This window comes from Paenibacillus litoralis, assembly GCF_046244365.1.
Taxonomy (GTDB): domain Bacteria; phylum Bacillota; class Bacilli; order Paenibacillales; family NBRC-103111; genus Paenibacillus_V.
Window position 1 is genome coordinate 1461612 of record NZ_CP176395.1, and the last position, 26483, is coordinate 1488094.

General features: G+C 42.5%; 18 protein-coding genes and 2 pseudogenes. 17 read left to right on the forward strand and 3 right to left on the reverse strand.

Features of this window, described 5'->3' with window-relative positions; all coding sequences use genetic code 11:
- Nucleotides 1–1024: 1024 nt before the first annotated feature.
- Nucleotides 1025–2296: an IS110 family transposase gene (locus ACKGJP_RS06190; protein ID WP_409344806.1), complete on the forward strand. Its 1272-nt coding sequence runs from the start codon at nucleotides 1025–1027 to the stop codon at nucleotides 2294–2296.
- A gap of 462 nt (nucleotides 2297–2758) precedes the next feature.
- On the opposite strand, the gene ACKGJP_RS06195 is transcribed toward ACKGJP_RS06190, so the two are convergent.
- From ACKGJP_RS06195 to ACKGJP_RS06205, 3 genes are all read right to left on the reverse strand, one after another.
- Nucleotides 2759–3040, reverse strand: coding sequence for a hypothetical protein (locus ACKGJP_RS06195; RefSeq protein WP_409344807.1), 282 nt, complete (start codon nucleotides 3038–3040; stop codon nucleotides 2759–2761).
- A 508-nt stretch (nucleotides 3041–3548) separates the two neighbouring features.
- On the reverse strand, nucleotides 3549–3956 hold the full coding sequence (locus ACKGJP_RS06200) for a hypothetical protein (protein WP_409344808.1): 408 nt from the start codon (nucleotides 3954–3956) through the stop codon (nucleotides 3549–3551).
- Between the two features lie 99 nt (nucleotides 3957–4055).
- Nucleotides 4056–4325, reverse strand: coding sequence for a hypothetical protein (locus tag ACKGJP_RS06205; RefSeq protein WP_409344809.1), 270 nt, complete (start codon nucleotides 4323–4325; stop codon nucleotides 4056–4058).
- Between the two features lie 342 nt (nucleotides 4326–4667).
- On the opposite strand from ACKGJP_RS06205, the gene ACKGJP_RS06210 reads away from it, so the two are divergent.
- The 16 genes and pseudogenes from ACKGJP_RS06210 to ACKGJP_RS06285 all read left to right on the forward strand — a co-directional run bounded on the left by ACKGJP_RS06210 (nucleotide 4668) and on the right by ACKGJP_RS06285 (nucleotide 26304).
- Nucleotides 4668–5219 carry a hypothetical protein gene (locus tag ACKGJP_RS06210; RefSeq protein WP_409344810.1) on the forward strand — a complete coding sequence of 184 codons (552 nt, stop codon included), beginning with the start codon at nucleotides 4668–4670 and terminating at the stop codon, nucleotides 5217–5219.
- A gap of 273 nt (nucleotides 5220–5492) precedes the next feature.
- Nucleotides 5493–6247: pseudogene (locus ACKGJP_RS06215) on the forward strand (M56 family metallopeptidase); the annotation flags it as partial.
- 36 nt (nucleotides 6248–6283) lie between these two features.
- Complete coding sequence (locus tag ACKGJP_RS06220) at nucleotides 6284–6961, forward strand: hypothetical protein (RefSeq protein ID WP_409347359.1); 678 nt, start codon at nucleotides 6284–6286, stop codon at nucleotides 6959–6961.
- Between the two features lie 520 nt (nucleotides 6962–7481).
- Nucleotides 7482–8066: pseudogene (locus ACKGJP_RS06225) on the forward strand (IS110 family transposase); the annotation flags it as partial.
- A 385-nt stretch (nucleotides 8067–8451) separates the two neighbouring features.
- Nucleotides 8452–10074 carry a restriction endonuclease subunit S gene (locus ACKGJP_RS06230; RefSeq protein WP_409344811.1) on the forward strand — a complete coding sequence of 541 codons (1623 nt, stop codon included), beginning with the start codon at nucleotides 8452–8454 and terminating at the stop codon, nucleotides 10072–10074.
- Between the two features lie 126 nt (nucleotides 10075–10200).
- Nucleotides 10201–12621, forward strand: coding sequence for an N-6 DNA methylase (locus tag ACKGJP_RS06235; RefSeq protein WP_409344812.1), 2421 nt, complete (start codon nucleotides 10201–10203; stop codon nucleotides 12619–12621).
- Entirely contained in the window at nucleotides 12614–14113 is a 1500-nt protein-coding gene (locus ACKGJP_RS06240) for an N-6 DNA methylase (RefSeq protein WP_409344813.1), read from the forward strand. Before ACKGJP_RS06235 ends, ACKGJP_RS06240 begins: the two co-directional genes overlap by 8 nt.
- Complete coding sequence (locus ACKGJP_RS06245) at nucleotides 14106–15266, forward strand: restriction endonuclease subunit S (protein ID WP_409344814.1); 1161 nt, start codon at nucleotides 14106–14108, stop codon at nucleotides 15264–15266. The genes ACKGJP_RS06240 and ACKGJP_RS06245 overlap by 8 nt, the downstream gene beginning before the upstream one ends.
- A gap of 50 nt (nucleotides 15267–15316) precedes the next feature.
- Nucleotides 15317–18226 carry a type I restriction endonuclease subunit R gene (locus ACKGJP_RS06250; protein WP_409344815.1) on the forward strand — a complete coding sequence of 970 codons (2910 nt, stop codon included), beginning with the start codon at nucleotides 15317–15319 and terminating at the stop codon, nucleotides 18224–18226.
- 215 nt (nucleotides 18227–18441) lie between these two features.
- Complete coding sequence (locus tag ACKGJP_RS06255) at nucleotides 18442–19452, forward strand: macro domain-containing protein (protein ID WP_409344816.1); 1011 nt, start codon at nucleotides 18442–18444, stop codon at nucleotides 19450–19452.
- Between the two features lie 4 nt (nucleotides 19453–19456).
- Nucleotides 19457–20731, forward strand: a complete 1275-nt coding sequence (locus ACKGJP_RS06260; protein WP_409344817.1) for a DUF262 domain-containing protein — start codon at nucleotides 19457–19459, stop codon at nucleotides 20729–20731.
- Nucleotides 20728–22566, forward strand: a complete 1839-nt coding sequence (locus ACKGJP_RS06265) for a DUF262 domain-containing protein (protein WP_409344818.1) — start codon at nucleotides 20728–20730, stop codon at nucleotides 22564–22566. The genes ACKGJP_RS06260 and ACKGJP_RS06265 overlap by 4 nt, the downstream gene beginning before the upstream one ends.
- Nucleotides 22567–22645: 79 nt before the next feature.
- On the forward strand, nucleotides 22646–23299 hold the full coding sequence (locus ACKGJP_RS06270; protein WP_409344819.1) for a vWA domain-containing protein: 654 nt from the start codon (nucleotides 22646–22648) through the stop codon (nucleotides 23297–23299).
- Between the two features lie 356 nt (nucleotides 23300–23655).
- On the forward strand, nucleotides 23656–24018 hold the full coding sequence (locus ACKGJP_RS06275) for a hypothetical protein (RefSeq protein ID WP_409344820.1): 363 nt from the start codon (nucleotides 23656–23658) through the stop codon (nucleotides 24016–24018).
- Between the two features lie 10 nt (nucleotides 24019–24028).
- Nucleotides 24029–25036 (forward strand): group II intron reverse transcriptase/maturase, encoded by a 1008-nt coding sequence (gene ltrA, locus ACKGJP_RS06280; protein ID WP_409344821.1) that lies wholly within the window; start codon nucleotides 24029–24031, stop codon nucleotides 25034–25036.
- A 140-nt stretch (nucleotides 25037–25176) separates the two neighbouring features.
- Nucleotides 25177–26304 (forward strand): hypothetical protein, encoded by a 1128-nt coding sequence (locus tag ACKGJP_RS06285; RefSeq protein ID WP_409344822.1) that lies wholly within the window; start codon nucleotides 25177–25179, stop codon nucleotides 26302–26304.
- Nucleotides 26305–26483 lie beyond the last annotated feature (179 nt).

The following is a 26483-nucleotide window of genomic DNA, read 5'->3' on the forward strand; positions in this document are numbered from 1 at the left end:
TGTTAGACTCAACCCATCGGATGTGGACGGCCCATCCAGTGAATTCAGACCAGAAAATAATTGGAATATGAAAAACCATCTCTCTCATATACTAGGTATAGAAGTATGAGATTGAAAAATGATGATGATGGATTGAAATCCGACATATCTCTGTTGTAACTGTTTTTAATACAATAGATCTATATTTTAGATGTTTAAAGACTTTTAAATGATTTAGAGAGCCACGGCCCCTTTATATTAGGGGCTTTTTGGGCTATAGAGGCAACAAAAACAGGACAAATGGCAACATTTACAGGAACAAAGGTAACAAAAGAAGGAGTTACCATAACAATTTCAGGAATCAAAAGGTAACAAAAAAAGGAGCAAAGATAACAAGAAGGGGATGGAATTGAAGAAGTATAACAATTTCGGGAAACATGGCCGCCTCCCATACCAACGGTAACAAAAAGGGGACGTGAAATGGCTCGATAACCATCATAGGTAACATTTTCGGGAAAAACTTGATACAAAAGCTGCAAAGGTAACAAAAACAGGGCCGATTAGGGCTCATCTGCAATCAATGGTCGCTCGTTGTTAAATCCCCATCAGGTGTGGCTTGGAAGCAGTGCCATGATGTTCCTTAAATTGTTCCCGATTTTGTTACCTTTGAAAGATCCACTCTGATTTCCTCCTGTTTTTGTTACCTATGTTGTGCGATGATCCATTACCTTCCCGAAGATGTTACCTTTAGCACGCCCCTTTATTCCCCTTTTTGTTACCTTTGTGTAAAAAGAAAATAAAGTATTAGACTGGATGTTAGGATCCGAATAATAAGTATTAGACTGACTCCAATATAAAACCAGCGGGGGTCTTGGACTGGAAAATAAAGTCCTAGACTCACGCTGGTTTATTTAACTAACGTTCCTCGTTAGCATTCCTGTAGATGGATTATTTTCGGCTTTGTAAAAATAAAAGCGCCTCGGTACGATAGGGTTGCGCACAGGGTCATGCCCCAAAAACCTATCATCCAGGAGGACGCTCTACTATGAAGTTTAAATCGCAAGCCAGACAAAATCAACTCATTGAAAACATTACCTCTTCTCATCTCGTCGTCGGGATCGACATCGCTCAGCAGTTACATGTGGCTCGAGCTGTAAACTTCCGCGGTATCATCGTAGGAGAGCCCTTATCGTTTACTAATGACGAAGATGGGTTCTGCAGTCTTCTTCATTGGATTCAAAAGCTGCAAACTGCTTATCACTTAAATTCAGTCATTGTAGGTATGGAGCCGACCGGTCATTACTGGCTAAACGTATCTCGTTGGTTGGCTCGGCGCCATTTTGAAGTTGTCCTTGTTAACCCGCACCTTGTGAAAAAGAACAAAGAAAACCGGGATAACACTCGCTCAAAAAGCGATAAAAAGGATGCTCTTGTCATCGCCGACATGGTGAAAAACGGCTACTACTCGACTAGACGTAACACACCTGAAGCATTTGAAGAACTGCGTGTTCTTCTTTCGAATCGCGATTTTGTGGTTAAACGCCTCGTTAGTACCAAAAACCAAATCCACCGATGGGTGGACGTGGTCTTTCCTGAGTTAAGACAAGTATTCAAGCACATTACTTGTATGGGTGCACTGGCAACGCTACGACTCTTCCCTACTCCGTCAGAGCTTCGAGAAAAGCAACCAGAGGAAGTAGTTCAAGGGTGGAAAACACTCATGAAGCGGCACAGTGGCTTACGAAAGGCTCAGGAACTCATTAGGTTAGCCAATCATTCGGTCGGTGCCAGGCACGCTGCATATGCTTTCCAGCTCCATTTAAAACAATTACTTGCAGAGTATGATCTCGCCTGTGAACAGCTCGAGGTCATAGAAAAGGAGATTCTATCCACATTGAAGTGTATTCCTTTTGCTGAGTCCATGCTTGCTATTAAAGGAATTAGCGCTATTTCTCTAGCTGGTATTCTCGGGGAAGCAGGTGACTTAAGCGGATTTACACATGGGAATGCCTTGCTTCGCCACGCCGGCCTTAACCTCACGGAGGCTAGTTCCGGCAAATGGTCCGGACAGATCGTCATTAGTAAACGCGGCCGTTCACGACTTCGCCGCTTCCTATTTATGGCCACGATGAGCATGGTCATGACAAATCCGGAATTCCAAGCCATGCATTCTTACAATGTTCAGACGAAGAAGCTAAAGAAAATGAGATCCATAATGAAACTATGTAGTAAATTGGCAAGAATCTTAGTAGGTATGGCCCGTAACAGTCAAGCTTATATTCCGCTAAAAACCTTGCCACAGCAAAAGGCAGCCTAGCACGTCACTGATTATTTCATCGAGAATTGGCTTATTCGCAGGAATTCAAAGAAAGCACGGAGTGCCGGATACATTCAACAAAAGGGCTCTGACCCGTTCCGTTAGCAAGACTGGCCTCCACCCCTTGGATAGGTGTAACGAAGGAATGAGAGGGCTCTGACCCGTTGAGACATGGGAGTGAAAACCTCCAGGGGCGGCGTGGAGATGCGTGCAGTATATGGAATAAATTAGGGTGGCGTCAACACCCTCTATTTCCGTACGCCCTCATGTTGCCTAGGTCAAGTCAACGGTCGTCCCCTCTGTCTTTTCTATTTTTAGACAAGGGTGAAATCCTGCGAATAAGCGAGCATTCGTGAGCAAACTAAATCAAAACGAGGGAGTTGAATGTTCACTTATTGGAATGAATCAAAGCACTTTTTATGGATGTTTTCAGCTGAAATTCATCCAACTTTTCTTACGTCGTTACTGCGCGGAAATCTCGAACTTCGTCCCGGCATCCCCGGCGAAAACAATCGAACCTCCCACGGGCAGTTCGACCTGATCCTTGCCTCCGATGACACTGAAATAGATGCATGTTCCCTTCGCATCATAAACGGCGAAGGAGGCGTTCGAGGACATGCTCACCTTAATGATCTTGCCCCCGTCACTGTCGCTTATCGTATACCACTCGGCGTAACCGCTCGACGAAATCGTAACGGACGACTTCTTAGCGACGTTGATGGGCTTCACGGCGTTCTCGTTCACTAAGAGGCTTCCCCCGACATTCAGGTACTCAACGCCGTCCTGCTTAAAAAACGTATAACCTGAGAGATCTCGTCCGTTAATTCTCGAAATTTCAATTCTGAGACGGCCGTATTCGGACCTGTTATTCGCTTATCCAACACGTACCCCGGCAATTGTTTCGACACATTCAATTGGAGAGGGTGCATCATCAAATATACGATCGACGAATACTTCTCATTCAGCGGATAATACTTCTTGCCGTCGCGCTGAGTCCATACTTCCATTGTCTCTGTTGGAATATCTTGGGGCTTTTGCTTTCTTTATTGCACCAACTAATTTAGCCTTTATGCGACCTTGTATCATTTGCGGCCCTCATCCATTAAATTGACTTACTCCATAATTCAACAATTAATCTTCTAATACCTCCCATCAAATCGACGGGATTCAACATAAAAAGAGCCAGTGCATTAGTTGTGGGATCTTGAAATTCGCGTAGGTCTACCCCGATCCGAGCAGCTGAGGAGCGAACCTACGCCATTCTGTTCCTTTCCAATAAGTCCTTACCGTAACGTTGATAAAGCTTTAGGAATCGGTTGTCGATATGCATATGGTTTAAGATCCCCATATAATCAACCCCAGGATCCGAGTGACGGTAATCTTGAGTAATAAAGTAAAGGTTGAAGTAAACATGATCGTCATCGTCCAATCTGCTGATACTGTCGAAAAGACCTTCAACATCGGCTCGGTTCAAGTATCTAAAGGTTTTTCTCTCCTCTATAATATAGAACGGATACGATAGTGTACTTATTGAAATGGTAGTCTGGAAATTCCTCAAATCTTCGGGAATTAAATTAAAGTATTCCTTTGCCGCTCCTTCATCTAGAAGGATGCCTGATATCCAAGTTCGTTTACCGTTGTAAGCTTCAATAATAAACATCTTCCTGCCCCCTCGATACATCATTGGTTTCCACTTGACTTTAGTTGTTATCTGTAATTGAACAGTCAATGAGACAGAAAGTCAAATGCTGATTCACACCTACCCTTCCTCGAACATAACGGAGAACTCCTTGCGTATCGCATCGTAACAGTGATCGCATACCATGATGTTCTTGTCGCCCGTACTGATTAGCTTTGCTTCGATACGATAATCTGTGTCGGGAAGAACCTCGGGCGGCATGAAGCTCGTACTACATACCCTGCAGGAACCGTGGAGCTTCATGTAATCCTCCATGCAAAGTGAACCCATATCATGGGTTAAATGATTGAACAGCATTTCGGCTTCCTTCTGACAAAATACACAACTCATCTACAACGCCTCCAAATTGTTATTGAACGCAAAAAGACCGCATGATCAAGTCAGACCATTCTTTGTGGTCCGCTTATCATGCGGTGCTTCCGCATTTCAACGTGATATTCACTTTAGCTAAATATATCTTAATCGGAGTGAATAGACAAGTAGATCCCCATATGCTTTCAGGAGGGGACTGCATATGGGTAGAAGGGATGATGAGAAGCGATATCGTGGAGAGGGCAATACCGTCTCTCACTTACTATAATTTTGAATGATAATGGATATCTTGATTCCCACTTATGAATTTTTCAATCTCATCACAATCCGTTCGGACATGAACCGCTGCAGGCCGCTGTTATGCCGGGCTCTCCGTTCGTATTCTCGAATACTACCGCCGGCCTGAATCCGGATAAACTGAAGCGGCTTGCCGAGATTTTGGACTGGTTATGCGGGAAGGAAGGATTTTTGCTCACCCATTACGGGCTGGAGGGTAAACATTACACGCGGCAGGGCAATACGATTACGCTGATCCCGTCCGGGATCGAGAACGATATCGTCAAGCAGGGCCGATTTCTCGATATATGGGGCTTTTTTACCCCGATGTCCCCTCAAGTTTTGGGCCTGAAGGTGATCGATCCGCGGATGACGGCAAGGGAGGAGACGATTGCCCGGACGATTGCCGGCATTCCCGTGCATGAAGGCGTCGGAACCACGCTGACGCCGCCGCTAGGCGTAAGCGTCGAAACGATGCGCGACAAGCAGAACGAGCTGCAGGTGCGCATGCTGTTTACGGACAAGTCGGGGAGAAACTGGCCGGAATACCGCAAGGAAATCATGCAAAACTACAACGGCGACGAAATATTCAGACAGTATGAAATCAAAATCCGCGAGGCACACGAAGGCAAATGAGTAGCAATATGGAACGAGGGAAGACATGCGCACGAACTGGTTCAACAGGCTGCTGATATCGTATCTTCCGTTTTTTTGGGCGATCAGTTGACGCTTCTGTCGCTTGCCTATTTGTCGTTGAACGAGATGTCCAAAAGCGCCGTGCGGGCGGCGCTTCGCTATCCAAGATTGACGATTGGATGTTTCGAACGGTTCTGACTAATACGACGATTAAGCGTTCCTATCAACCTGCAAGCCGTTATTACAATCCTTTTGGTTGTATGGATCGGCAAATTGACCGGTGAGCGGTATCGTACGCAATGGCGCTATTTTACTTGGCTTGCTTTAGCTCTACGCCTAGCTCTTCCTGTAGCATGGCAACTGCCACAAGCCGTCGCTGTGCTAACGCTACCAAACATCGTCGATCAGTTTACGCCCAATGCCGGTCCATCTGTTGCAAATATGCCTTTATCGGCGGTAACGTCAACGGAAACTAGCGGATCGGAGTCCGCTTCAAATACGGCTCCTTCCGGTTTTTCGCCGGATATTTTAACTATAGTATCTTGGATATGGCTGCTGGGAGCAGCATGCTATTTATCCTGGCGGCTTATCAATTATCGGCTTACATTGCGAAGTTTAAGGGCCTTCTCGCGACCAGTCGGTCCGCGTGAGCATGCACTAATGTCTGGACTGAAGGCAACAATGGGTTTGAATCGGCGCATCGACCTATATCAATGCCCGCTTGCTAGCAGTCCGATGTTAATCGGCTATATACGGCCTACAATCCTATTGCCTGATACCCGTCTGACAGATGAGCAACTTTCGCTGATCCTACAGCATGAATTGACTCATGCCCAGCGGCGCTCATGACATGGGTTGCTGCCTTGCACTGGTTCAACCCGTTCATCCATTGGATGGTCCGCATGTCTTATGATGATTTGGAAAAAATCTGCGACAGTCGCGTTATAAAACATGCTTATGTTCGCACTCGACAAGTTTATGCCAACACAATCATCCATTACATGAGAAATAAGATAAGTAAAGGTTCGACCTTATCTACTTCTTTCCTAGGAGGGGGCCGCATCATGAAAGAGCGATTTAAGTTGATTTTTCAATATCAACCCCAAAAATCGGCAACCTGGGTTTTCTGTCTCCTTTTGATCATGATCCTTGCCGGGGGTACCTTGGTGTCTTGCCAAAGCCAGTCGATCCAAAGCAATGGTAAAGGCAGTATTGCTAAGCTTTACGCCTTATTCGGTTCATCGGAACAAGATGTGTTGGCATCCTTGTCACTGAATACGGACCAAAATATCGAGAAAACGACTTTAAGCCCCAATAGCGTGGATTACCTGTTGAAGCAACCTGTTCAAGTACATGGCCATTCGAGCCAACTGCAGCTTGGCTTCTACAATAATATTCTCATGGCATTGCAATACCGGTTTGACAACCATAAAGATGCATTTGATGTCAGCAAAGCGCTGAGAGATGAACTGGTTAAACTGCTTGGTCAACCTAGCACAATTGAAGGTCATCCAAACCGGCTGAATACATTGACGGCCTTGCCGACCGGACGAACTTTGCCCGCGGAGTATTTGGAAGAATGGAGCATCACGGTGGAGCCGCAGGTTTTAGCTGATCTACTCGGAAATACAACCCTTTCCGTTAACCTAGAACTGCGACTCTCCTTGCTTGACGAATCCCATGCTTCCGTGTCCGTCCGCTACTCAATGAATCGAAATAGTTTGCAGCCGCCTCGTCCTTGAACGAAAGGTTAAAGTCGTAAGCTTCTTTAGACAAGTTAAATCATGGTTCTCAAACTGCACGGAAATTAAAAGCCAGGAATGTGAGAAGTAGCTGCTCGGTCTGGCCGTAGATTGACTTCAATAAACAGAATGGCAGCCTTGGATGAAAATAAAGTCCTAGGCTGCCCTTTTTATTTGAACTATCCTGCCCTTTAGTTTAATGAAGCTGCCGGGATCGCTCCTTGGCAGCTTCATGGTGGCGATATTGAACAATCGTATCCGTTAGCCACACATGCAGCGCAAGCGCCGCACCACAGATGATGAAAATGGGAGGCGGAATCCGTCAATACTGGTACTACGGCTGGGAGAGGAAGGTCGATAAGCTATGGTGCCTTAGAGCCCATCCGTTAGTCTGACTCCAACGATCACGGTGCATCACAGATTGTCGCTCCCTTTTGGGAAGCACTCATGGGAGATTAATCCTGCTCTGATTGTTGCACCAGCCTCTTGCCTAATAAGCCGTAGAGAGGGCGTATTAAGAATGGAAGTTGTCATTGAACGGGCATGCGGAATGGACATTCACAAGGATACTACTACTGCATGCATCATCACATCCATGGGAAAGGAGATCCAAACGTTTTCAACGAAAACTGTACATTTATTACAACTCATCGATTGGATTAAACAACATGAATGTTCCCACGTTGCAATGGAAAGTACAGGAGTATTTTGGAAACCTATCGTCAACCTGCTCGAAGCGGAAGGAATTGAATTTTTGGTGGTGAATGCCCAGCATATGAAGGCTTTACCTGGACGTAAGACCGATGTCAAAGATTCGGAATGGATTGCTAAGCTTCTCCGTCATGGCTTACTTAAAGCCAGCTTCATTCCCAACCGAAATCAACGAGAACTTCGAGAGCTTGTTCGGTATCGCCGAAGCATCATTGAAGAGAGATCCAGGCAGCACAATCGTATTCAGAAGGTGTTAGAAGGAGCGAACATTAAGCTCGGCTCCGTTGTTTCGGATATTATGGGTGTTTCTTCGCGAGACATGCTTCGTGCCATTGCAGATGGTGAAGATGATCCCGAAAAACTAGCGAGCTTCGCTCGACGCACTCGAAAGAAGATGCCTCGAACTTGCTGAGGGCATTTTAGGAAAATTTACGGGTTGGAGAAAATATATGCAGCGAGCTGGCGGTTCCACTGGCATTGGCAGCCACACTACGAATGGGCATTGCGCGAATCCGGCACGACATCGAATTTCGCCACGACAGGATGGATTAAGGATATATATCAAAGGAAAGCCCGATTTACCACAACGCCAATGTGGATTCGAGCTTTCCTTTAACTGTTTAAATACAACAAGCAATAGACATGAAAAAGTAGATAATAACAGCATATTTAATTTTGGTATTCACATACCAAAATTAAATATCATTTGACATGAATTATCTGCGGTGCTATATTTTATTTATGATAACAGTGAGTTGTTTTGCAAGGGGGTTATAAAGATGCGTAACGACAAGCGGATGAACCATATTTGGAATCGTTATAATGCATTGAGAGGATATACTGCTCAGTCGGAGTTGCCTGTTGCATTGTTTCTTTTGAAAAAGACAAAAGAGGAATTTGTATCAAATTCAAAAAAACCTACTGAGCAGAAAGCTTATGAGGTGATGCTTTCAATTTCGAATAGTTGCGGAATGAAAAATCCATATCCGGATTCAAAGGCGTTTTTTGGTGCTTTTATGGCTATGGATGATGAAGAAATTGATTGGGAAATGGCTCTTGCATCTGCAGATCATAAAGAGATGTTTTATATACCGAAAGTGCTGATTACCGAATTTGAAAAACACTTTAATCCAAACACTAAGACGGTATTGATTCCTGAAGCTGAGAAATTTGTACCTTACCTTACTGAATTAGTAAGCCGACATTCTGATTGCGAATTCTTCATAACTACCATGAATAGCGCGAGTAAAGTTCTTCTCGATGAAATGTTTAAGGAGCATGTGGATGTAATTGTCGAACAGACTAGTATTTATGAGTACGAGTTTTCAGCAAGGAAGTTTGATTTAATTCTGGCGGTACCTGTATTTGGAGCAAGAGAACGCGGCGAAGTTAATGGAGATTTCATTTGTAGGGAATATGAAATGATAGCTGTAGAGAACTTGCTCTTACACTTGAATAGTTCGGGTGTATTAGTAATTGTACTTCCAGCTAGAATAACTTTTGCTGCCGGCTCGGTTAAGGACTTAAGAGATTTTATACAAGGTATGTATAAATTGGAAGAAATAGCTGAGCTACCAACTGGGATATTTGCATCTACCGCTATTAAGACCTATATGTTTACGATCACAACTGGCCGAACAGAAGATGTAATGATTAAAAGGTATGATGCTGATACAAGCAACATCAAAAAAAATGGAATCAATGAGCTGGTTCTCCTTGATGATACGTTTGTTATGCTGGAAGAGCTAAGTGAAATGGGTTATTGGAATGTCGATCATATCTTTGCGATGGTGGATGAAGATTGGCAACGGTATCAGAACTCAAACATAAAAAAAGAAGAGTTAGGTAATATTGCCGAAGTTTTTCGAGGAAAGGCGATCAACAAAAAAGATACTAATGGTAGCATTGGAGTCGTAAATATATCGAATCTAAATGATTTTGACATTGATTATGAGGGCCTTGATCACATCGAAGAGGAAGAACGTAAAGTTGCAAATTACTTACTTAAAAATGGTGATTTATTATTGCCAGCACGGGGAACAGTGATCAGAATAGCAGTTTTCCAAGAACAGAAGTATCCTTGCATCGCGTCATCAAACATTATTGTAATAAGACCGGATGAAAAACTGCTTTTAGGGACGTACTTAAAAGTTTTCTTGGATAGTCCGATGGGGAACAAAGTCTTAGCAGGAAAGCAGCAGGGAACAGTCGTCATCAATATTAGCTATAAAGACTTGAAAGCGCTAGAAGTTCCGTTGCTTAGGGTTGAAGAACAAAAAGTGATCGCAGAAGAATATGAACGGGAGCGTTCCAGATATGTAGAAAGCATTCGTCTTGCTGAGAATAGATGGAATGAAGTAATGGAGCGTCTTCAAAATACTTTTTTGAATGTGAAGCAATAAAATATTTGACTTAGATAACTGTGATGTAATGGAAGAGTTATATAAATAGTCGGTAAAAAGGAAATCGTATGCTGAGACTGACTTCGCGGCGAAAAGTATCAGCCCGGCACCAGGGGAGGAAATTACATGATCGGAGCTATAATTGGCGATATTGTCGGTTCCAGATTTGAATGGGATAATCATCGCTCGAAAAGTTTTGGTTTTTTAACATACAAGTGTTGTTTCACTGACGACTCGGTGATGTCATTAGCGATATGTGATGCGCTTATGAACTGTAAACGTGATTATATAGACTTGGGCGACCAAGCTGTTAAATGCATGCAAGTTATTGGAAGACCCTATCCGAATTGCGGGTATGGAGGGAGATTCTATAAATGGATGTATAGTGATACCCCTGAACCATACAACAGTTTTGGTAATGGTTCTGCAATGAGAGTAAGCGCCTGTGGTTATGTAGCCACTTCCATCGAAGAAGCAAAATTACTTTCACACAAGGTGACAGTTGTAACACATAACCATCCTGAGGGGATAAAAGGCGCTGAAGCTACTGCGGTTGCAGTCTATCTGGCTCGTAGCGGGAAAAATATCTTAGAAATTCGCGATTACATTGATAAGCACTACTACCCCATGAATTTCTCGCTAGATGGAATCCGGGAAACGTATCAATTTAACGAGACTTGCCAAGAAACAGTTCCGCAAGCTCTTGTTGCATTCTTTGAGTCTTCCAATTTTGAAGACGCAATCCGGAACGCTGTCTCAATTGGAGGAGATAGTGATACGTTAGCTGCAATTACTGGAGGTGTGGCAGAAGCCTACTATGGAGTGCCGACACATATAAGGAAACATGCACTGACATTTCTTGATGAGAGGCTTCTGAGGATACTGCTTGAGTTCGAAAATCTGTATCCCGCAAAGATGGAAAAAGTACAGTCTTCAGGGAGCGTCAGCATTAAAGAAGAGTCAACCGGAGCCAAAATAAAAACAGGAGGTAGAGAAGAAATGATCCAATCAGCAATGGATGCTGCTGATGAAGCACTTAAAAACAGTACTTCAGAGCCAGAAGAAACAACAAGCCAAAAGCTATTTTCCCACCTGTTTGAAGCCTGCAACATTTTGCGAGGACCAATTAATCAGGATGAGTATAAAAGCTATGTAACGCCGATTCTCTTTTTTAAACGATTATCAGATGTCTATGATGAAGAAACTCAAGCCGCATTGGAAGAATCCGGGGGCGATGAGGAATTTGCTAATTTTCCAGAAAACCATCGTTTCATTATTCCTGATGGGTGCCATTGGCAGGACGTTCGTGAAGTTAGTGAGAACGTCGGAGTAGCAATAGTCAAGGCAATGAATGGAATTGAACGTGCCAACCCAGATACGCTTAATGGCGTATTTAGCAGCTTTGACGATGCAAACTGGACAGATAAAACAAAGCTGTCGGATGAACGATTGAAAGACCTTGTTGAGCATATGTCAAAAATCAAGGTCGGAAATAGTAACTATTCTGCTGATGTTATGGGCGACAGTTATGAGTTCTTAATTAAAAAATTCGCGGACTTATCAAAGAAGAATGCGGGCGAATTTTATACCCCGCGCTCAATTGTAAAGCTTCTGGTTATGCTCTTGGCACCACAAGTTGGTGAATCTGTATATGATCCTGCAGCTGGAACTGGAGGCATGCTCATTGAAGCTATCCATTATATGAAGGGTGATAAACTCACTTATGGCCGTATCTATGGTCAAGAGAAGAACCTTGCAACTTCGGCCATTGCTAGAATGAATCTTTTTCTTCATGGCGCAAAGGAATTTAAAGTTACTCAAGGCGATACGCTTCGGTCGCCTAATTACCTAGAAGGCGGCAAGCTGAAAACCTTCGATTGTGTCATTGCGAATCCTCCATTTTCTTTGAAGAACTGGGGTGCTGAGCAGTTTAGTTCTGACATCTACGGTCGCAATATATGGGGTTGCCCTACAGATTCTAATGGTGACTTCGCTTGGTTGCAGCACATGGTTAAATCCATGGATCCAAATACCGGACGATGTGCAGTTGTGCTTCCTCAAGGTGTACTGTTCCGTGGCGGAAAAGAAGGCGAGATTCGAAAGCTGCTCGTCGAATCTGATAAGTTGGAATGCATTATTACATTAGTAGGCGGTGTTTTTTATTCAACAGGTGTTTCGGCTAGTATCCTAGTTCTGAATAATAACAAACCGAATAAGCATAAAGGTCGAATATGTATGATTGATGCTTCAAGCATTTATACTCCTCAGCGTGCACAGAACATTATGACTGATAATGATATCCAGAAGGTGTTTGATTACTACACTGATTACAAGGATGTAATCGAACACGTGAAGATCGTCAATTTAGATGATATTCGCGGTAAGGACTATACGCTGGCAATCAACAATTATATTGAAAAGAAAGAAAGAGAGACTGTGTCGCCCGCTGAGGTTCGTAGAGAGTATTATGAAGCTTTTGACGAGATGGTTAAAGCAGAAGATAAAATGATGAAACTTCTCCTGGAAGGAGGATATGTCAATGAGTAAGCGTATCACAATTGAAGAATTGCAGTCCTACCTTTGGAACTCTGCTGTTCTATTACGTACAAATATCGATGCTGGAGCATATAAGCAGTACATATTTCCATTACTTTTCTTCAAGCGTATCAGCGATGTTTATGATGAGGAATGCGAACAAATTCTTGATGAATACGGTGGAGATGAAGAAGCTCTAGAGTGGGAGGAGAATCACCGTTTCATCGTGCCGGAAGGCGCTCACTGGCGTGATGTTCGAGCAGTATCAGAGAATGTTGGAGTTGCAATTGTGAATGCTTTCCGAAAAATCGAAAATGCAAACTCTGACAAACTGCAAGGCGTCTTTGGCGATGGAGCCTGGACAAATAAAAATCGTCTCCCTGATCGGTTACTGAAAGAGTTATTTGAACATTTCAGTACTAAAACACTCTCTATTAAGAACTGCCCGGAGGATGAGCTCGGTCAGGGATATGAGTATCTGATAAAAAAATTTGCTGATGACAGCGGCCACACCGCGCAGGAATTCTATACGAACCGCACGGTGGTACACTTGATGACGGAAATGCTAAAACCCGAATCCGGTGAATCCATATACGACCCTACATGCGGCAGTGCTGGTATGTTGATTTCAGCGATTGCATACTTGAAGGACCAGAAAAAAGAATGGCGTAATGTTGCGGTCTTTGGACAAGAGATTAATGCACTTACATCCGCCATTGGCAAGATGAATCTTTTTCTTCATGGTGTGAAAGACTTTGAAATCGTCAATGGTGATACATTAAAGACACCAGCTTTTATTGAAAAAGATAAGCTGAGACAATTTGATTTAATCCTAGCCAATCCACCCTACTCTATCAGCCAGTGGGATCGCGAATCATTCGCTAGCGATAAATTCGGTCGAAATATCCTTGGCGTACCGCCACAAGGGCGTGCTGATTATGCTTTCTTGCAGCATATAATCAAGAGCCTTAATGAGGAAACTGGTCGCTGTGCAATTCTGTTCCCACACGGCGTGCTATTTAGAAATGAAGAGAGCGCGATGCGCGAAAACCTAATTCGCAATGATATGCTTGAATGCATTATAGGGTTAGGACCAAATCTGTTCTATAACTCTCCGATGGAGGCTTGTATCATTATTTGCCGTATGAAAAAGCAACCAGAACGGCGTGGGCAAGTTCTTTTCATCAATGCAGTCAAGGAAGTTGAACGCAAAAATGCGCAGAGTTTTTTGGAGGAAAAGCACATCCAAAAGATTGCTAAAGCTTACGACGATTATAAAACGGATAGCGATTTCGCTCGTGTTGTAACAATTCAGGAATTGGAAGAAAACAACTTCTCTTTGAGCATTCCGCTGTATGTTAAGCATACGGGTCAGGATATCGAAGTAGATGAGCGATCTCTGCAAGAATGCTATGAGGATTGGAGAACCGCTTCAGAAATAATGAAATTACGCTATATGAAATTAAATGAAATGCTCGGGAAGAAGGTCGGAAGCAATGAGTAAAGTGCTCTTGGGTGATGTTGCGAAAGAACGTAGAGAAACTTGTAAGAGTAGTAAAGATGGGTATCCAATTGTAGGCCTTGAACATCTAACACCAGAAGAAATTACATTGACAGCCTGGGATGAAGGCAAAGAGAATACTTTTTCAAAACTGTTCCGCGAAGGGGATATTCTTTTCGGGCGTCGTAGAGCTTATCTCAAGAAGGCTGCAGTTGCTCCGTTTGATGGTATTTGTTCAGGAGATATCACTGTTATCGAAGCAATGCCAGAAAGTTTACTTCCTGAATTGCTTCCATTCATAATTCAAAACGATGCACTGTTTGATTTCGCCGTAGGTAAGTCGGCTGGATCCCTTTCACCTCGTGTTAAATGGGAGAACCTAATGAATTATGAATTTGAACTGCCAGAGATGGACAAGCAACGTGAGCTGGCGAAGATCCTGTGGGCTATAGACACAACTAAAAAGACTTACCAAAAACTGCTGCAGAAGACAGATGAGTTGGTGAAATCGCAATTTGTCGAGATGCTTGGTGACCCGGTGACGAACCCAATGGGGTGGGAGAAAAAGACCTTACAGGCGCTAATTGATAATGGATGTGTAATATATCATCTGGACGGCAATCATGGAGAATTATACCCACGTTCTGATGAATTTATTAACGAAGGTGTCCCTTACATTGGAGCAAACTGCATTAGCGACGGGCGCATTGAATATCATAACGCCAAGTATCTCACCGAAGAAAGGGCAGATGGGTTTCGTAAAGGCGTTGCCATAAGTGGTGATGTTCTATTTGCTCATAATGCAACCGTTGGGCCTGTCGCTATCCTTGAAACGATATTGCCTAAGGTAATTCTGAGTACGTCTTTGACGGCATATCGTTGTGATTTAGCCTTATTAAATCCATATTATCTGAAAGCATATATGGAAAGCCCGGCCTTTATTACGCAATATGAAGCTGAAATGGGGCAAACGACAAGAAATCAAGTACCAATCACAAAACAACGTAGTTTTCAATTTCTTGTACCCCCGCTCGGCCTCCAAAACCGCTTCGCCGACTTCGTCCGGCAGGCCGACAAATCAAAATTTGAACTAGAAGAAGCCCTTGCAAAACTGGATGCCACCTGCAAAAGAATTATTTCCGAGAACCTTGGATAGACTGGTTTCTTTGAATTTCTTAATTTTGTTGAAGATAGGAGTGACACTAGATGTTTAATGAAGACAACACGATTGAGCAAATGGTACTTACAACGCTCAAAATTAATGGTTGGAAGTATATCCCGGCCGATGAATTGCTACGTGAATACTCTGACGTAATGGTTGAGACTATGGTTAAAGAGGCGCTCATTCGTCTTAATCCTGAAATTGCTGAAGAACCATCTCGCGCAGATGAAGTTATCTATAAACTGCGTACGTTAATATTGACGGTTCAACCACATAATCTGGTAACGCAGAATGAACTGTTCAAGAAGATGGTTTTTGAAGAGAACTCTTACCCGTTCGGCAAAGATGGCCGTATGATTCCCATTCGTTTCTTTGGAACAATGACTAAAGAAGACTTAGCGCTTAACGAATATGTTGTCACAAACCAATGGGTATATCCACAAAAAGAAAATGGTAAAAGGCTTGATATTGTACTTCTGATTAACGGATTTCCTATGGCAATTGGTGAGTTGAAAACGCCCGTTCGTAATTCAATAACATGGTTGGATGCTGCTGGAGACATAACTGCATATGAAAAGAGCATACCAGGCATGTTTGTAACTAACATATTCAATTTTGCTACAGAAGGCAAATGTTACAGATATGGTTCTGTTTGTATGCCAATTGGAATGTGGGGTCCATGGCATACTCCGGATCATAAAAGTGAAGGAAGTCTTGCTGATGTGAAAATCAGTATTGAAGATATGATTACACCTGAAAAGGTCATGGACATTTTTCAGTTCTTTACAGTATTTGCAACAGATAAAAAGTACCGCAAATATAAAGTCATATGCCGTTATCAACAATATGAGGGTGCGAATCTTATTGTGGAACGCGTAAAGGCTGGATACCCAAAACAAGGTCTTATCTGGCATTTTCAAGGTTCTGGTAAATCATTGCTGATGGTTTTTGCAGCACAGAAACTCAGAATGATGCCTGAATTAAACAATCCAACAATAGTTATAGTTGACGACCGAATTGACCTAGAGACGCAGATAACTGCAACATTTAATGCATCAGATATTCCTAATCTCGTCAGCCTTGGTTCAAAGGACGATTTAGAATCCTTTTTTTTAGGGGACCAGAGAAAGATTGCAATTACAACAATCTTTAGATTTGGTGATATTAAAAAGGAACTAAACCCTAGAGACAATATCATTCTTATGGTTGATGAAGCTCATAGAACTCAGGAAGGCGATCTAGGGAGTAAGATGCGACTTGCTCTTCCGAATGCGTTTTTCTTTGGCCTTACAGGTACACCGATTAATCGTATTGATAAAAATACTTTTAATACATTTGGTGCAGTTGAGGATAAGAGTGGATATATGAGCAAGTATTCCTTTTCGGATTCAATCCGTGACAATGCGACACTACCATTGAATTTCGAACCGGTACCAGTTGACCTGCATGTTGATAGAGAAAAGCTCGATGCTGAATTTGAAGCATTAACAGAAAATTTATCTAAAGAAGATAAAGCAGAGTTATCTCGAAGGGTCAACATGAAAGCAATTATGTATGACCGCAAGCGTATTAGAAAGGTATGCGAGCATATATTCAAACATTACCGGGATAAAATTGAACCGAATGGATACAAAGGTCAGGTTGTTTGTTATGACAGAGCGTGCTGTCTTATGTATAAAGAAGAACTTGATAAATTGCTAGGTCCGGATGCAACTACAATTGTTATGGACACAAACAATGACAAGGAAGACAAATATAAAGCATATAGACGTGATAGGGACGCAGAAGGAAAGATTTTAGATAGATTTAGAGAACCTAACGACCCACTGAAGCTTGTTATAGTAACGTCAAAGCTTCTTACTGGTTTTGATGCACCTATATTGCAGGCTATGTATCTTGATAAGCCAATGAAAGATCATAACTTGCTGCAGGCCATCTGTCGTACTAACAGAACCTATGATGAAGGTAAGACACACGGTTTGATTGTTGACTACATAGGTATTTTTGATAATGTAGCAACAGCTTTGGACTTTGATGAATCGAGTATGAAAAAGGTCATTTCGAATATTGAAGAGGTTAAAAAGCAGATCCCTGCACTAATGCGTAAGTGCTTGAGTTATTTCATGGGAGTAGACCGTACAATAGATGGTTGGGAAGGTTTGATTGCTGCACAAGAATGTTTGCCAAATAATAAAATCAAAGACGAATTTGGAGCCGATTATAAAGTGCTCAATAGAGCGTGGGATGCGCTTTCGCCAGATCTATTTCTGAATCCAATGAAATACGATTTTCAATGGCTGACAAGAGTATTCGAATCGGTGAAGCCTACTGATGGAAGAGGCGGGTTGATTTGGGCAGCACTCGGAGCGAAGACATTGGAATTGGTTCACGAGAATCTGCAAGTGGGAGAAGTACATGATGACATGGAAATTCTTACGATGGATGCAGATTTAATCGATGCATTCATTGAAAAACAAAAGGATCTGAGAAAGACAACGATAAAAGTTGAAATTGATTTGGTCGCGAAAATTCGAAAACACAGTAATGATGTTAAATTCGTTAAGTTGGGAGAAAAACTTGAAAATCTCCGTGAGAAACACGAACAAGGGCTCATAACCAGTATTGAGTTTCTAAAACTGCTATTAGAACTTGCGCGGGAAGCGGCAGAAGCTGAAAAAGAAGTAGTGCCTGAGGAAGAATTAGACAAAGGCAAGGCAGCATTGACAGAGCTTTTTGATGGGGTGAGGAATTCAAAGACGCCAATCATAGTCGAGCGAATTGTTAGCGATATAGATGATATCGTTAAGATTGTACGTTTCGATGGTTGGCAGGGTACAACTGCAGGAAAACAGGAAGTGAAGAAAGCTCTTCGGAGTGTTGTCTGGGTCAAATACAAAATTAAAGACAAAGAAGTCTTTGATAAAGCTTATCAGTACATTGAGCAGTATTACTAATGTGGAGAAGTAAAGATAGAGAAAATGTGAACTGCCCTTATTGTGGTGAAACAGATCATTCAGTGATGATCAGTGGTGTTGTTATTGAAAAGGTCGAAAATTAATTGATCCGGCAAATAAGGGGCTGGAAGAATCTGGTGTATCTCAATGTCTTCCGAGTAATAAACATTAATCATCACTGACTGATAATCAAATCATCAGAGGTATTTTAAAATATGCCATTTACCATAGTTAGACAGGACATTACGAAAATAAAAGTTGATGCTATCGTCAATGCGGCGAATACCACGCTCCAGATGGGAGGCGGCGTCTGCGGAGCCATATTCAAAGCCGCGGGAGCATCCGAACTTCAAGTTGCTTGTGATAAACTCACTCCGATTCAGACTGGTGAAGCTGTTATTACTCCAGGGTTTCAGCTTCTGGCGAAGTATGTTATCCATACGGCGGGACCCGTCTACAGTGATGGTAACCACTGCGAAGAGGGACTACTCCGTTCTTGTTATACCAATTCCCTAAAACGCGCCGTGGAAAACAGTTGTGAGAGCATTGCTTTCCCGCTGTTATCAAGCGGTATCTACGGTTACCCGAAAGCGGAAGCTCTCCGAGTTGCCACCTCTGCAATTCAGGACTTCCTTGCCGATCACGATATTGAAGTATCGCTTGTGATGTTCGACAAGGCTGCATTTGATGTGAGCAACAAACTACTCGGTGAGGTCAAGGCATTCATAGACGAAAACTACATAGACGACTATGTTGATTCGCGCCGCCAAAATCAGTTGTTACAGGTCGAGATGGACGCTTTACAGACGGCCGAGGCTGATGCTCCAAAATTTATAATCTTCGAAGAGATGAAGACCGGCGGGCTTGAGGATTTGGTCGGTGATCTTGACGAGCCGTTCGCCCAGACACTTTTGCGACTGATTGACTCCAAGGGCATGACGGATGTTGAGGTTTATAAACGGGCGAACCTCGACCGTAAGCTGTTCTCAAAAATCCGAAACAACAAGGGTTATATGCCAAGCAAGCGTACCGCCATAGCCCTTGCTGTGGCCTTGGAGTTGTCGCTTGATGAAACGGACGACCTTTTAGAGCGAGCGGGGTATGCTCTCTCCAGAAGCCAGAAGTTTGACGTTATTATTCAATATTTTATTAAGAGCTCCAAATACGACATTTTCGAGATTAACGAAGTGCTGTTCAGCTATGACCAGCCACTGTTAGGAGGGTGAAGAGTTGTTTGAACATCCTGAAATTGTATCAGTTGATACGGTTCTTCAACTGAAAAATCTTCATTTGCCTAACTATCAGCGTCCATATAAGTGGAGTGTCAAAAATGTGTCCGCTCTTCTGGATGATCTTGAATTTGCAATAGATCAGACTAACAAATATCCTGATTTCAAGTATCGCGTTGGGACGATTATTCTCCACAACGATGAAACCAACGGAGCGTTTGATATCGTTGATGGGCAACAGCGAATTATTACGCTGGCCCTTATTTGCAAGGCTTTGGATGCATCAGGTAATGTGTCAGTATTAGAGACGAAACTCTCTTCCAAAGTATCAGAAGAGAATATCAGATTTAATTTCTTGGCAATTAGGACTTATTTTGCAGAGAAAAACCCAACTGAAAAAAAGCGTTTTATTGAAGCGGTATCGAGTGTTTTAGAGTTTGTAGTTGTCGCCACGAAAAGTCTCTCCGAAGCATTCCAACTTTTTGACTCGCAGAATACGCGTGGCAGGGCTTTGGCTCCTCATGACTTGTTAAAAGCGTTTCATTTGCGGGAAATGCGCGACCACCCAAATGAAATGAAACACACGGTAGAAAAATGGGAGAGAACAGACCCAAAAGAAATTCATAGTCTGTTTCAAAATTACCTGTTCCCCATTAAACATTGGATTGAAAAAGATAAAGGTCATAGGTTCACATCCGCCGATATTGACGAATTCAAAGGCGTCAGCTTCGATTTACAATACTACTATGCCATGCGAACGGTTAAGGCGATGCCGATATTTCAAATTGACCAGACCTTTGTATCAGGCAAAAACTTTTTTGAATACGTAGAGCATTACCTGAATATGCTTTCGGATGTTAAGGCCGCTGTTTCAAAGGCTGAACTTGACCTTTTCCTGAATGGGGCAGGCGTTGGATTCTCTTATGCCAAACAACTGTTTTTTTGTGTCGTGCTGTACTACTGCGATAGATTCAGGAATCTTGACGACCGTGTTATCAAACGGCTGTACGCTTGGGCTTTTATGGTTCGCTTGCAAATGCAGAAGTTAGGCTTTGATACAGTGCGAAATTACGCCATTGGCGAAAAAGTGGGTGACAAAGAAACTATACCAATATTCTATTTGTTGCAAAAATGTATGAAGGAGTCGGATGTATTAAGAATAATGATTCCTATGTTGTCTTCGGAAGACATAAGATATTCTCCCAGCAACGACGATAAAAACTTTCTTTTAAACGAAGTGCAGAAAATATTGGGTTTGCCGGGAGGTGTTGAATGATGGCGAACAACGTCCGCAACATCAAAATCGTTTTCGCGGGAGGCAAGAATATTTTCAGCGAGAACAAGTACATAATACCGCTTTATCAAAGGGCGTTCGCATGGGAAGATAAAGAAATTGAGCAGTTGATTGATGATATACTAAACTTCGAGACGGACAACTACTATCTTGGTAACCTCATTGTGTTCGAGCGCAAAGACGGCAAGTTTGAGGTTATCGATGGTCAGCAGCGGTTGACGGCTCTATACCTTTTGCTGACCGCACTGGGTATTCAGTTTGAGGGAGATGCTGTCTCTTTCGAATACCGCCCGAAGTCCGATAATACACTGGCGAGGTTGGCAAACATTGATGAGGTCAGCTGGCGTCAAAATGCCGATAGCGGTATACTGTCAGGTTTTGATGTCGTATCAAAGAAGATTCTCGGTAAAGTTGAGGGTTCGTCAAGAACTCTTAAAACTGACGAATTAAAGCGGAGACTGGAAAAGGTCAGCCTTGTGAGAGTAATCGTCCCGCAAAACACCGATCTGAACAAATATTTTGAAATCATGAACAATCGTGGAGAGCAACTGGAGCAGCAAGATATCGTAAAGTCCAGATTGATAGAGATGATAACCGATGGTAAGAAAAGGGATGCTTTTGCTCGAATATGGGACGCTTGCAGTGATATGGAGGGTTATGTGCAAATGCACTTTGACGTAGCCGAGAGAAGGTACTATTTTGGAGAAAACTGGGATTTATACCCCGACGATTCTGATGGGTATTATTTGGTAAGCGGCAAAACCGACAGCACAGCAATGCGTTCAATAAGCGAGATTGCCGATAGTGCAGACGTTACATCAACGAATACACCGCGCCTCGATAAATCAGATGAGGACAATATACGTTTTGAGAGCTTTTTAACATTTCGGCATTTTCTTTTGCACGTATTAAAGCTTTTTGAATTAGAGGAAAATGGAACTGAAGTGGTCGCTAAAAAAGTGTGGAGTGGAGAACTGATTGACGACAAAAAACTCATTCAGCGTTTCGAAGCAGTATTTCCTCGCAAACAGCACGTCGGCGAATCGGTTGAGCGTTTCGGGCTATGCTTGTTGAGATGTAGATTTTTGTTTGATAATTTTATGCTCAAAAGGGAATTTAACGGCGATGATACGGAAGGAAGATGGAGTCTTAAAACACTCAAGGTTTCTTGGAGCAATAGCAAGAAATATGCTAAGAGGCAACCAAAAGCGTATTATGCGGATGTTAATGACTCAATCGCAAGTCGAATGTTGCAATCCATGTTAAGAGTAACATATACATCCCCGCTGGTAATGCATTGGACTACAGAGTTCCTTGCGTGGCTCTATTTTGATATGGATGGTTATGACCCGAACGAACATTCTGAAAAGCTAGAAAACATCGCAAAAGCGGCAGCGCGTGCATATATGAACGATAGCGAGTTCTCCGCAGGACTAATCACTCCGCACATTGTGTTCAATTACTTGGATTACTTGTTGTGGCAAAAAACGAAGCAGGATTTCCAATTTGAATTCCGAAATTCTGTGGAACATTGGTATCCGCAGCATCCCATCGACAGCAATGTCAAATGGGTCGAGCAAGACCTGAATCATTTCGGAAACCTCTGCCTGGTTTCAAGCGGATTAAACTCTAAGTTTTCAAATAATCTGCCACTTGCTAAAAAGGCGAATTTTCGCGATGGGATTGGTAGACAAAGCCTGAAACTAAGGAGGATGGCTGACTCAACCACCGATGCCAACACATGGACGGAAGAAGTGGCAATCGCTCATGGAGAAGAGATGTTGGACTTAATAAGGTCAGCACTTGACTTGGTTTGAATGTCGCTCCTCAAGCGACCTTATACCAATTTAGAAATGTTATCCTTAAGTCATAATAAAACTTGAGGAGGACATTTCAATGAAAAAGGGATTAACTGAGTTAGTATTAATAATTGACAAGAGCGGTTCGATGGGAGGTTTGGAGAAAGACACCATCGGCGGCTATAACTCAATGCTTGCCAAACAACAGGCTGTCGAGGGTGAGTGCCATATTACTACCGTATTATTTGATAACAACTATGAACTGCTCCACGACCGCATCGACATTAAGGCAGTCAGCACGATTACCGAAAAGGAATACTGGGTTGGGGGCTCGACCGCTCTCCTTGACGCAATCGGCAGGACGATACACAAAATCGGCAATGCACAGAAACATACCTCCGACGATTACCGCGCTGAAAAGGTGATGTTCGTCATCATTACGGATGGTGAAGAAAACTCAAGCCGCGAATACTCAGCAGAAAAGATCAAGGCACAAATTGAACGTCAAAGGACAAAGTACGGGTGGGAGTTTATTTTCCTTGGAGCAAATATCGCAACAGTCGAGACCGCCGGGCGTTTCGGCATCTCTGCAGATCGCGCCCAGAACTACCACGCAGACAGTCAAGGCGTTGAACTGAATTTTCGTGTGATGAGCGAAGCGGTTGCAACATTCCGCGAATGCTCCGCAATGCCAGAAGACTGGAACGAAGAAATCCAAAAGGATTATAAAAATCGCGGAGGGCGGAAGTGAATCTTAGACTTGTTTCCGAGAACGGAGTAAAACTATTTTAAATATGAAGATATAGTTTCCAAGAACGGATAATTTCATAAGAACCGCTATCGACCTATTCCCAAGAACAGAAAAATAATAAAATACCGGGAATAACAGACCTGCATAACTAAGCTCTTGTGTTCGGTCTTATTTGTCATTTTATTTTTACAAAAAAACCAGCAAACCCTTGAGTTTGCAGGAGCAAAAGGCACAGGCAAGTGCACTGAACCATGAGCAGCTTAAAGATTTACGATCGATTATCAGAATTTACAAGAGGAATTCCGTTTTGCTAGGATAAACATCAAATGGTTTGTTTGAGGAAGGGCAGCGCTATTATGGATTACTTGGAATTCAAAAACCTGTATATGAAAACGGGAAAATGGAGTCATCAATGGGATCCAGAGACATTGAATAATGAAAGAAAGAAGCTCAATGGCTTATTAAGAAAGCTTAAGAGCCATGCTGTATATCAAGCACTCCCTTTCGATCGATTGAATGAAGAGGAGAAGTGCAAACTTCTATATCATCTTCTTTATCATACTTCAGAGAGAGAAATCATTGCGAATATGCAAAAGAGCGATATTAATCGAGATTACACTCAGTTCATTATGCCATCCACAGAGGACTGGACATCTGAGGAGGAAGGTCATGCAGATGTTAAGATAAGGGAAATGATGTATCGGAACAGAGTGGGATAGGCTGGTACAAATGGCAGTGAAAATGGTCTTAGAGGCGATTTTCGAGGCAGACTTCAAGGATTGCTCGTTTGGATTTCGACCGAAGCGAAGCGCAAAGCAGGCAATTGAGCGGATACACAAGACGGTGAACTACGGGAGAGTGTACTGGGCGGTGGATGTAGACATCACCGGGTACTTTAACAACATCCCGCATGACAAATTGCTCAAACTTGTGGAACAACGCGTGAGTGACCGAAGAATGTTAAAACTTATTCGAAGCTGGCTGAAAGCCGGCGTCATGGAAGAAGGCCTGTTCCATGAAACGGAAATCGGCAGCCCCCAAGGTGGAGTTATCTCCCCATTACTGGCGAACATCTACCTAAACTATCTCGATTCGATATGGGAGAAGCAGTTCTCCCATATCGGCACACTAGTGCGTTATGCTGATGACCTCGTCATTTTGTGTAAACAAAAGACCCATGCTTTTGAAGCCATCCAAGTGCTCAAGGCTGTTTTCAAGAAATTGGAACTGACGATGAACACAGACAAGTCCAAGTTAGTGAACCTATGGTTGGATAAAGAGGGATTCGACTTTCTGGGATTCCATCACCGCCGAATGCGAAGATTACTTAAATCGGGGAAATTCTATGACCTTCGTAGTTTCCCATCATCCAAGAAAGCGATGAAGAAGATGCGAGCCAAAGTGAAGGAAACAACCGCACCCCGCTCAGTACTCTACTGGTCGCCTAAACAAATGGTAGACAAGCTCAATCCCATCATACAAGGCTGGCGGAATTACTATGGTAGCGTAGATCCAGGCATGAGCAATAAGTTCCTGTCAAAAGTGGGCTGGTATATCATCGGCAGATTGACACTGTATTGGAACAAGAAACATAAACGAAATCATTTGCACCCGAGGAAGGTAGCAGAGGTTCTCGGACGTACAGGACTGAAACGAGTTAGTGCTTGGGGTAGTTATATTGCACAAGGTGAAGAACATCGGAAAGCCGTATGCGGGAAAACCGCTCGTACGGTTTGATGAGGGGGGACTGGGGAACCAGCCCTCCACTCTACAACATATAGAAGTGTAGCCTGCATGCTGGCTTCGATTTTCCCATCTAACGGTGTAACATAATTAACCTCACGTCAGAACAGAAAGTCATTCTAGATGTTTTGATTTTGGACTTGCAAGAGGGGAAATTAACAAACTGGAATAATAATATCAATGAGAACCTGGGTGGTAATAATATGTATTTGGATACTATGTTTCAACGGACAATAATTCATAGCTTATTATATGCGAGACGCAAAAAAATTGATAAAATAGCATGCTCAGAAAATATTCTTAATGATTACAACAAATTGATTGATACAATTAATCTTATTCGATTAGACGATTTGCGTTTGGAAAGAAAGTTAGAGCAGACAGAGCTCAATTTGAATTTGATTTTAGACGGAACAAATAGGAACTTCACTAATGATGAAGTAAATTCTGTCAAAAAGATTAATGAATGTTTTCAATGGAAGAAAGAGCGATTTTCTGATTTTAAAAAAGATAGATTAGAAAGGGAGTCATATCTAAAAGAAATTCTTTCTTGTAATCATGATTTCACAAGGAAAATACTTAGCCATTTAGATAGAGATGATGAGGATTTTTTACAACGATATGAAACATATTTAAATTTTCAATATGATATTGAAGACCCTCTTGCAAAAATTACATTAAGGAAGTGGGAGGATCAACTCACAAAACCCAATGAGTATCGACGCGGATATAAGTTTAAATTTCTTGTTCATGCTATAAGCACAGATACTGAAAATGCTCTTCAAAATGCCAAGAGTAAGCAAATCATTTCTACAAGTCTAATTACTGACGAATTTCAAGGGACTTATAAAAAATCGAGAATTGGGTTTGTTTATCAACCTAATAAGAAGAATGTATTGCTCATCAGCAACTCTGATTGCTATGCGAATGCTCTTCATTATACTGAAAAATATGTCAAAGCCGAATATTTCTCTCTTACTTATACACCGCTAGGTGCAGACAGATATTTACATTATAGCGACACTTATGCCTGCAAAACAATGCACATCGAAGAAATTGAAAAAAGATCAAAAGAATTACAGAAATGCGTTGCTGAGGAAATCGATGGGAGTAATGCATATAACGAAATTGTGTTAATTAATGACCCTACTACAAATCCTATTGCAGTCTTTATTATAGAAACAGAAAATTCAAATGAATCAACGGTTGGTCAGGCGGAAGAATTAGCCACAAAATTGAACCTGCCTTTACTAAGAATTTAAGCATTGACATGAGGCATGATTCAATGATCTACCTAATCGAACAGTAGAGCTTAAATTTAACGAGACTAGCGGAACAACGGCAGTGTAAACGGCCCGTTATAGGCTTCCGGTAAAAAACGGCAACGCTGCGGCTCTCGACGGAACCAACGAATATGTTTCACTTCCGACAAGTTTATGTG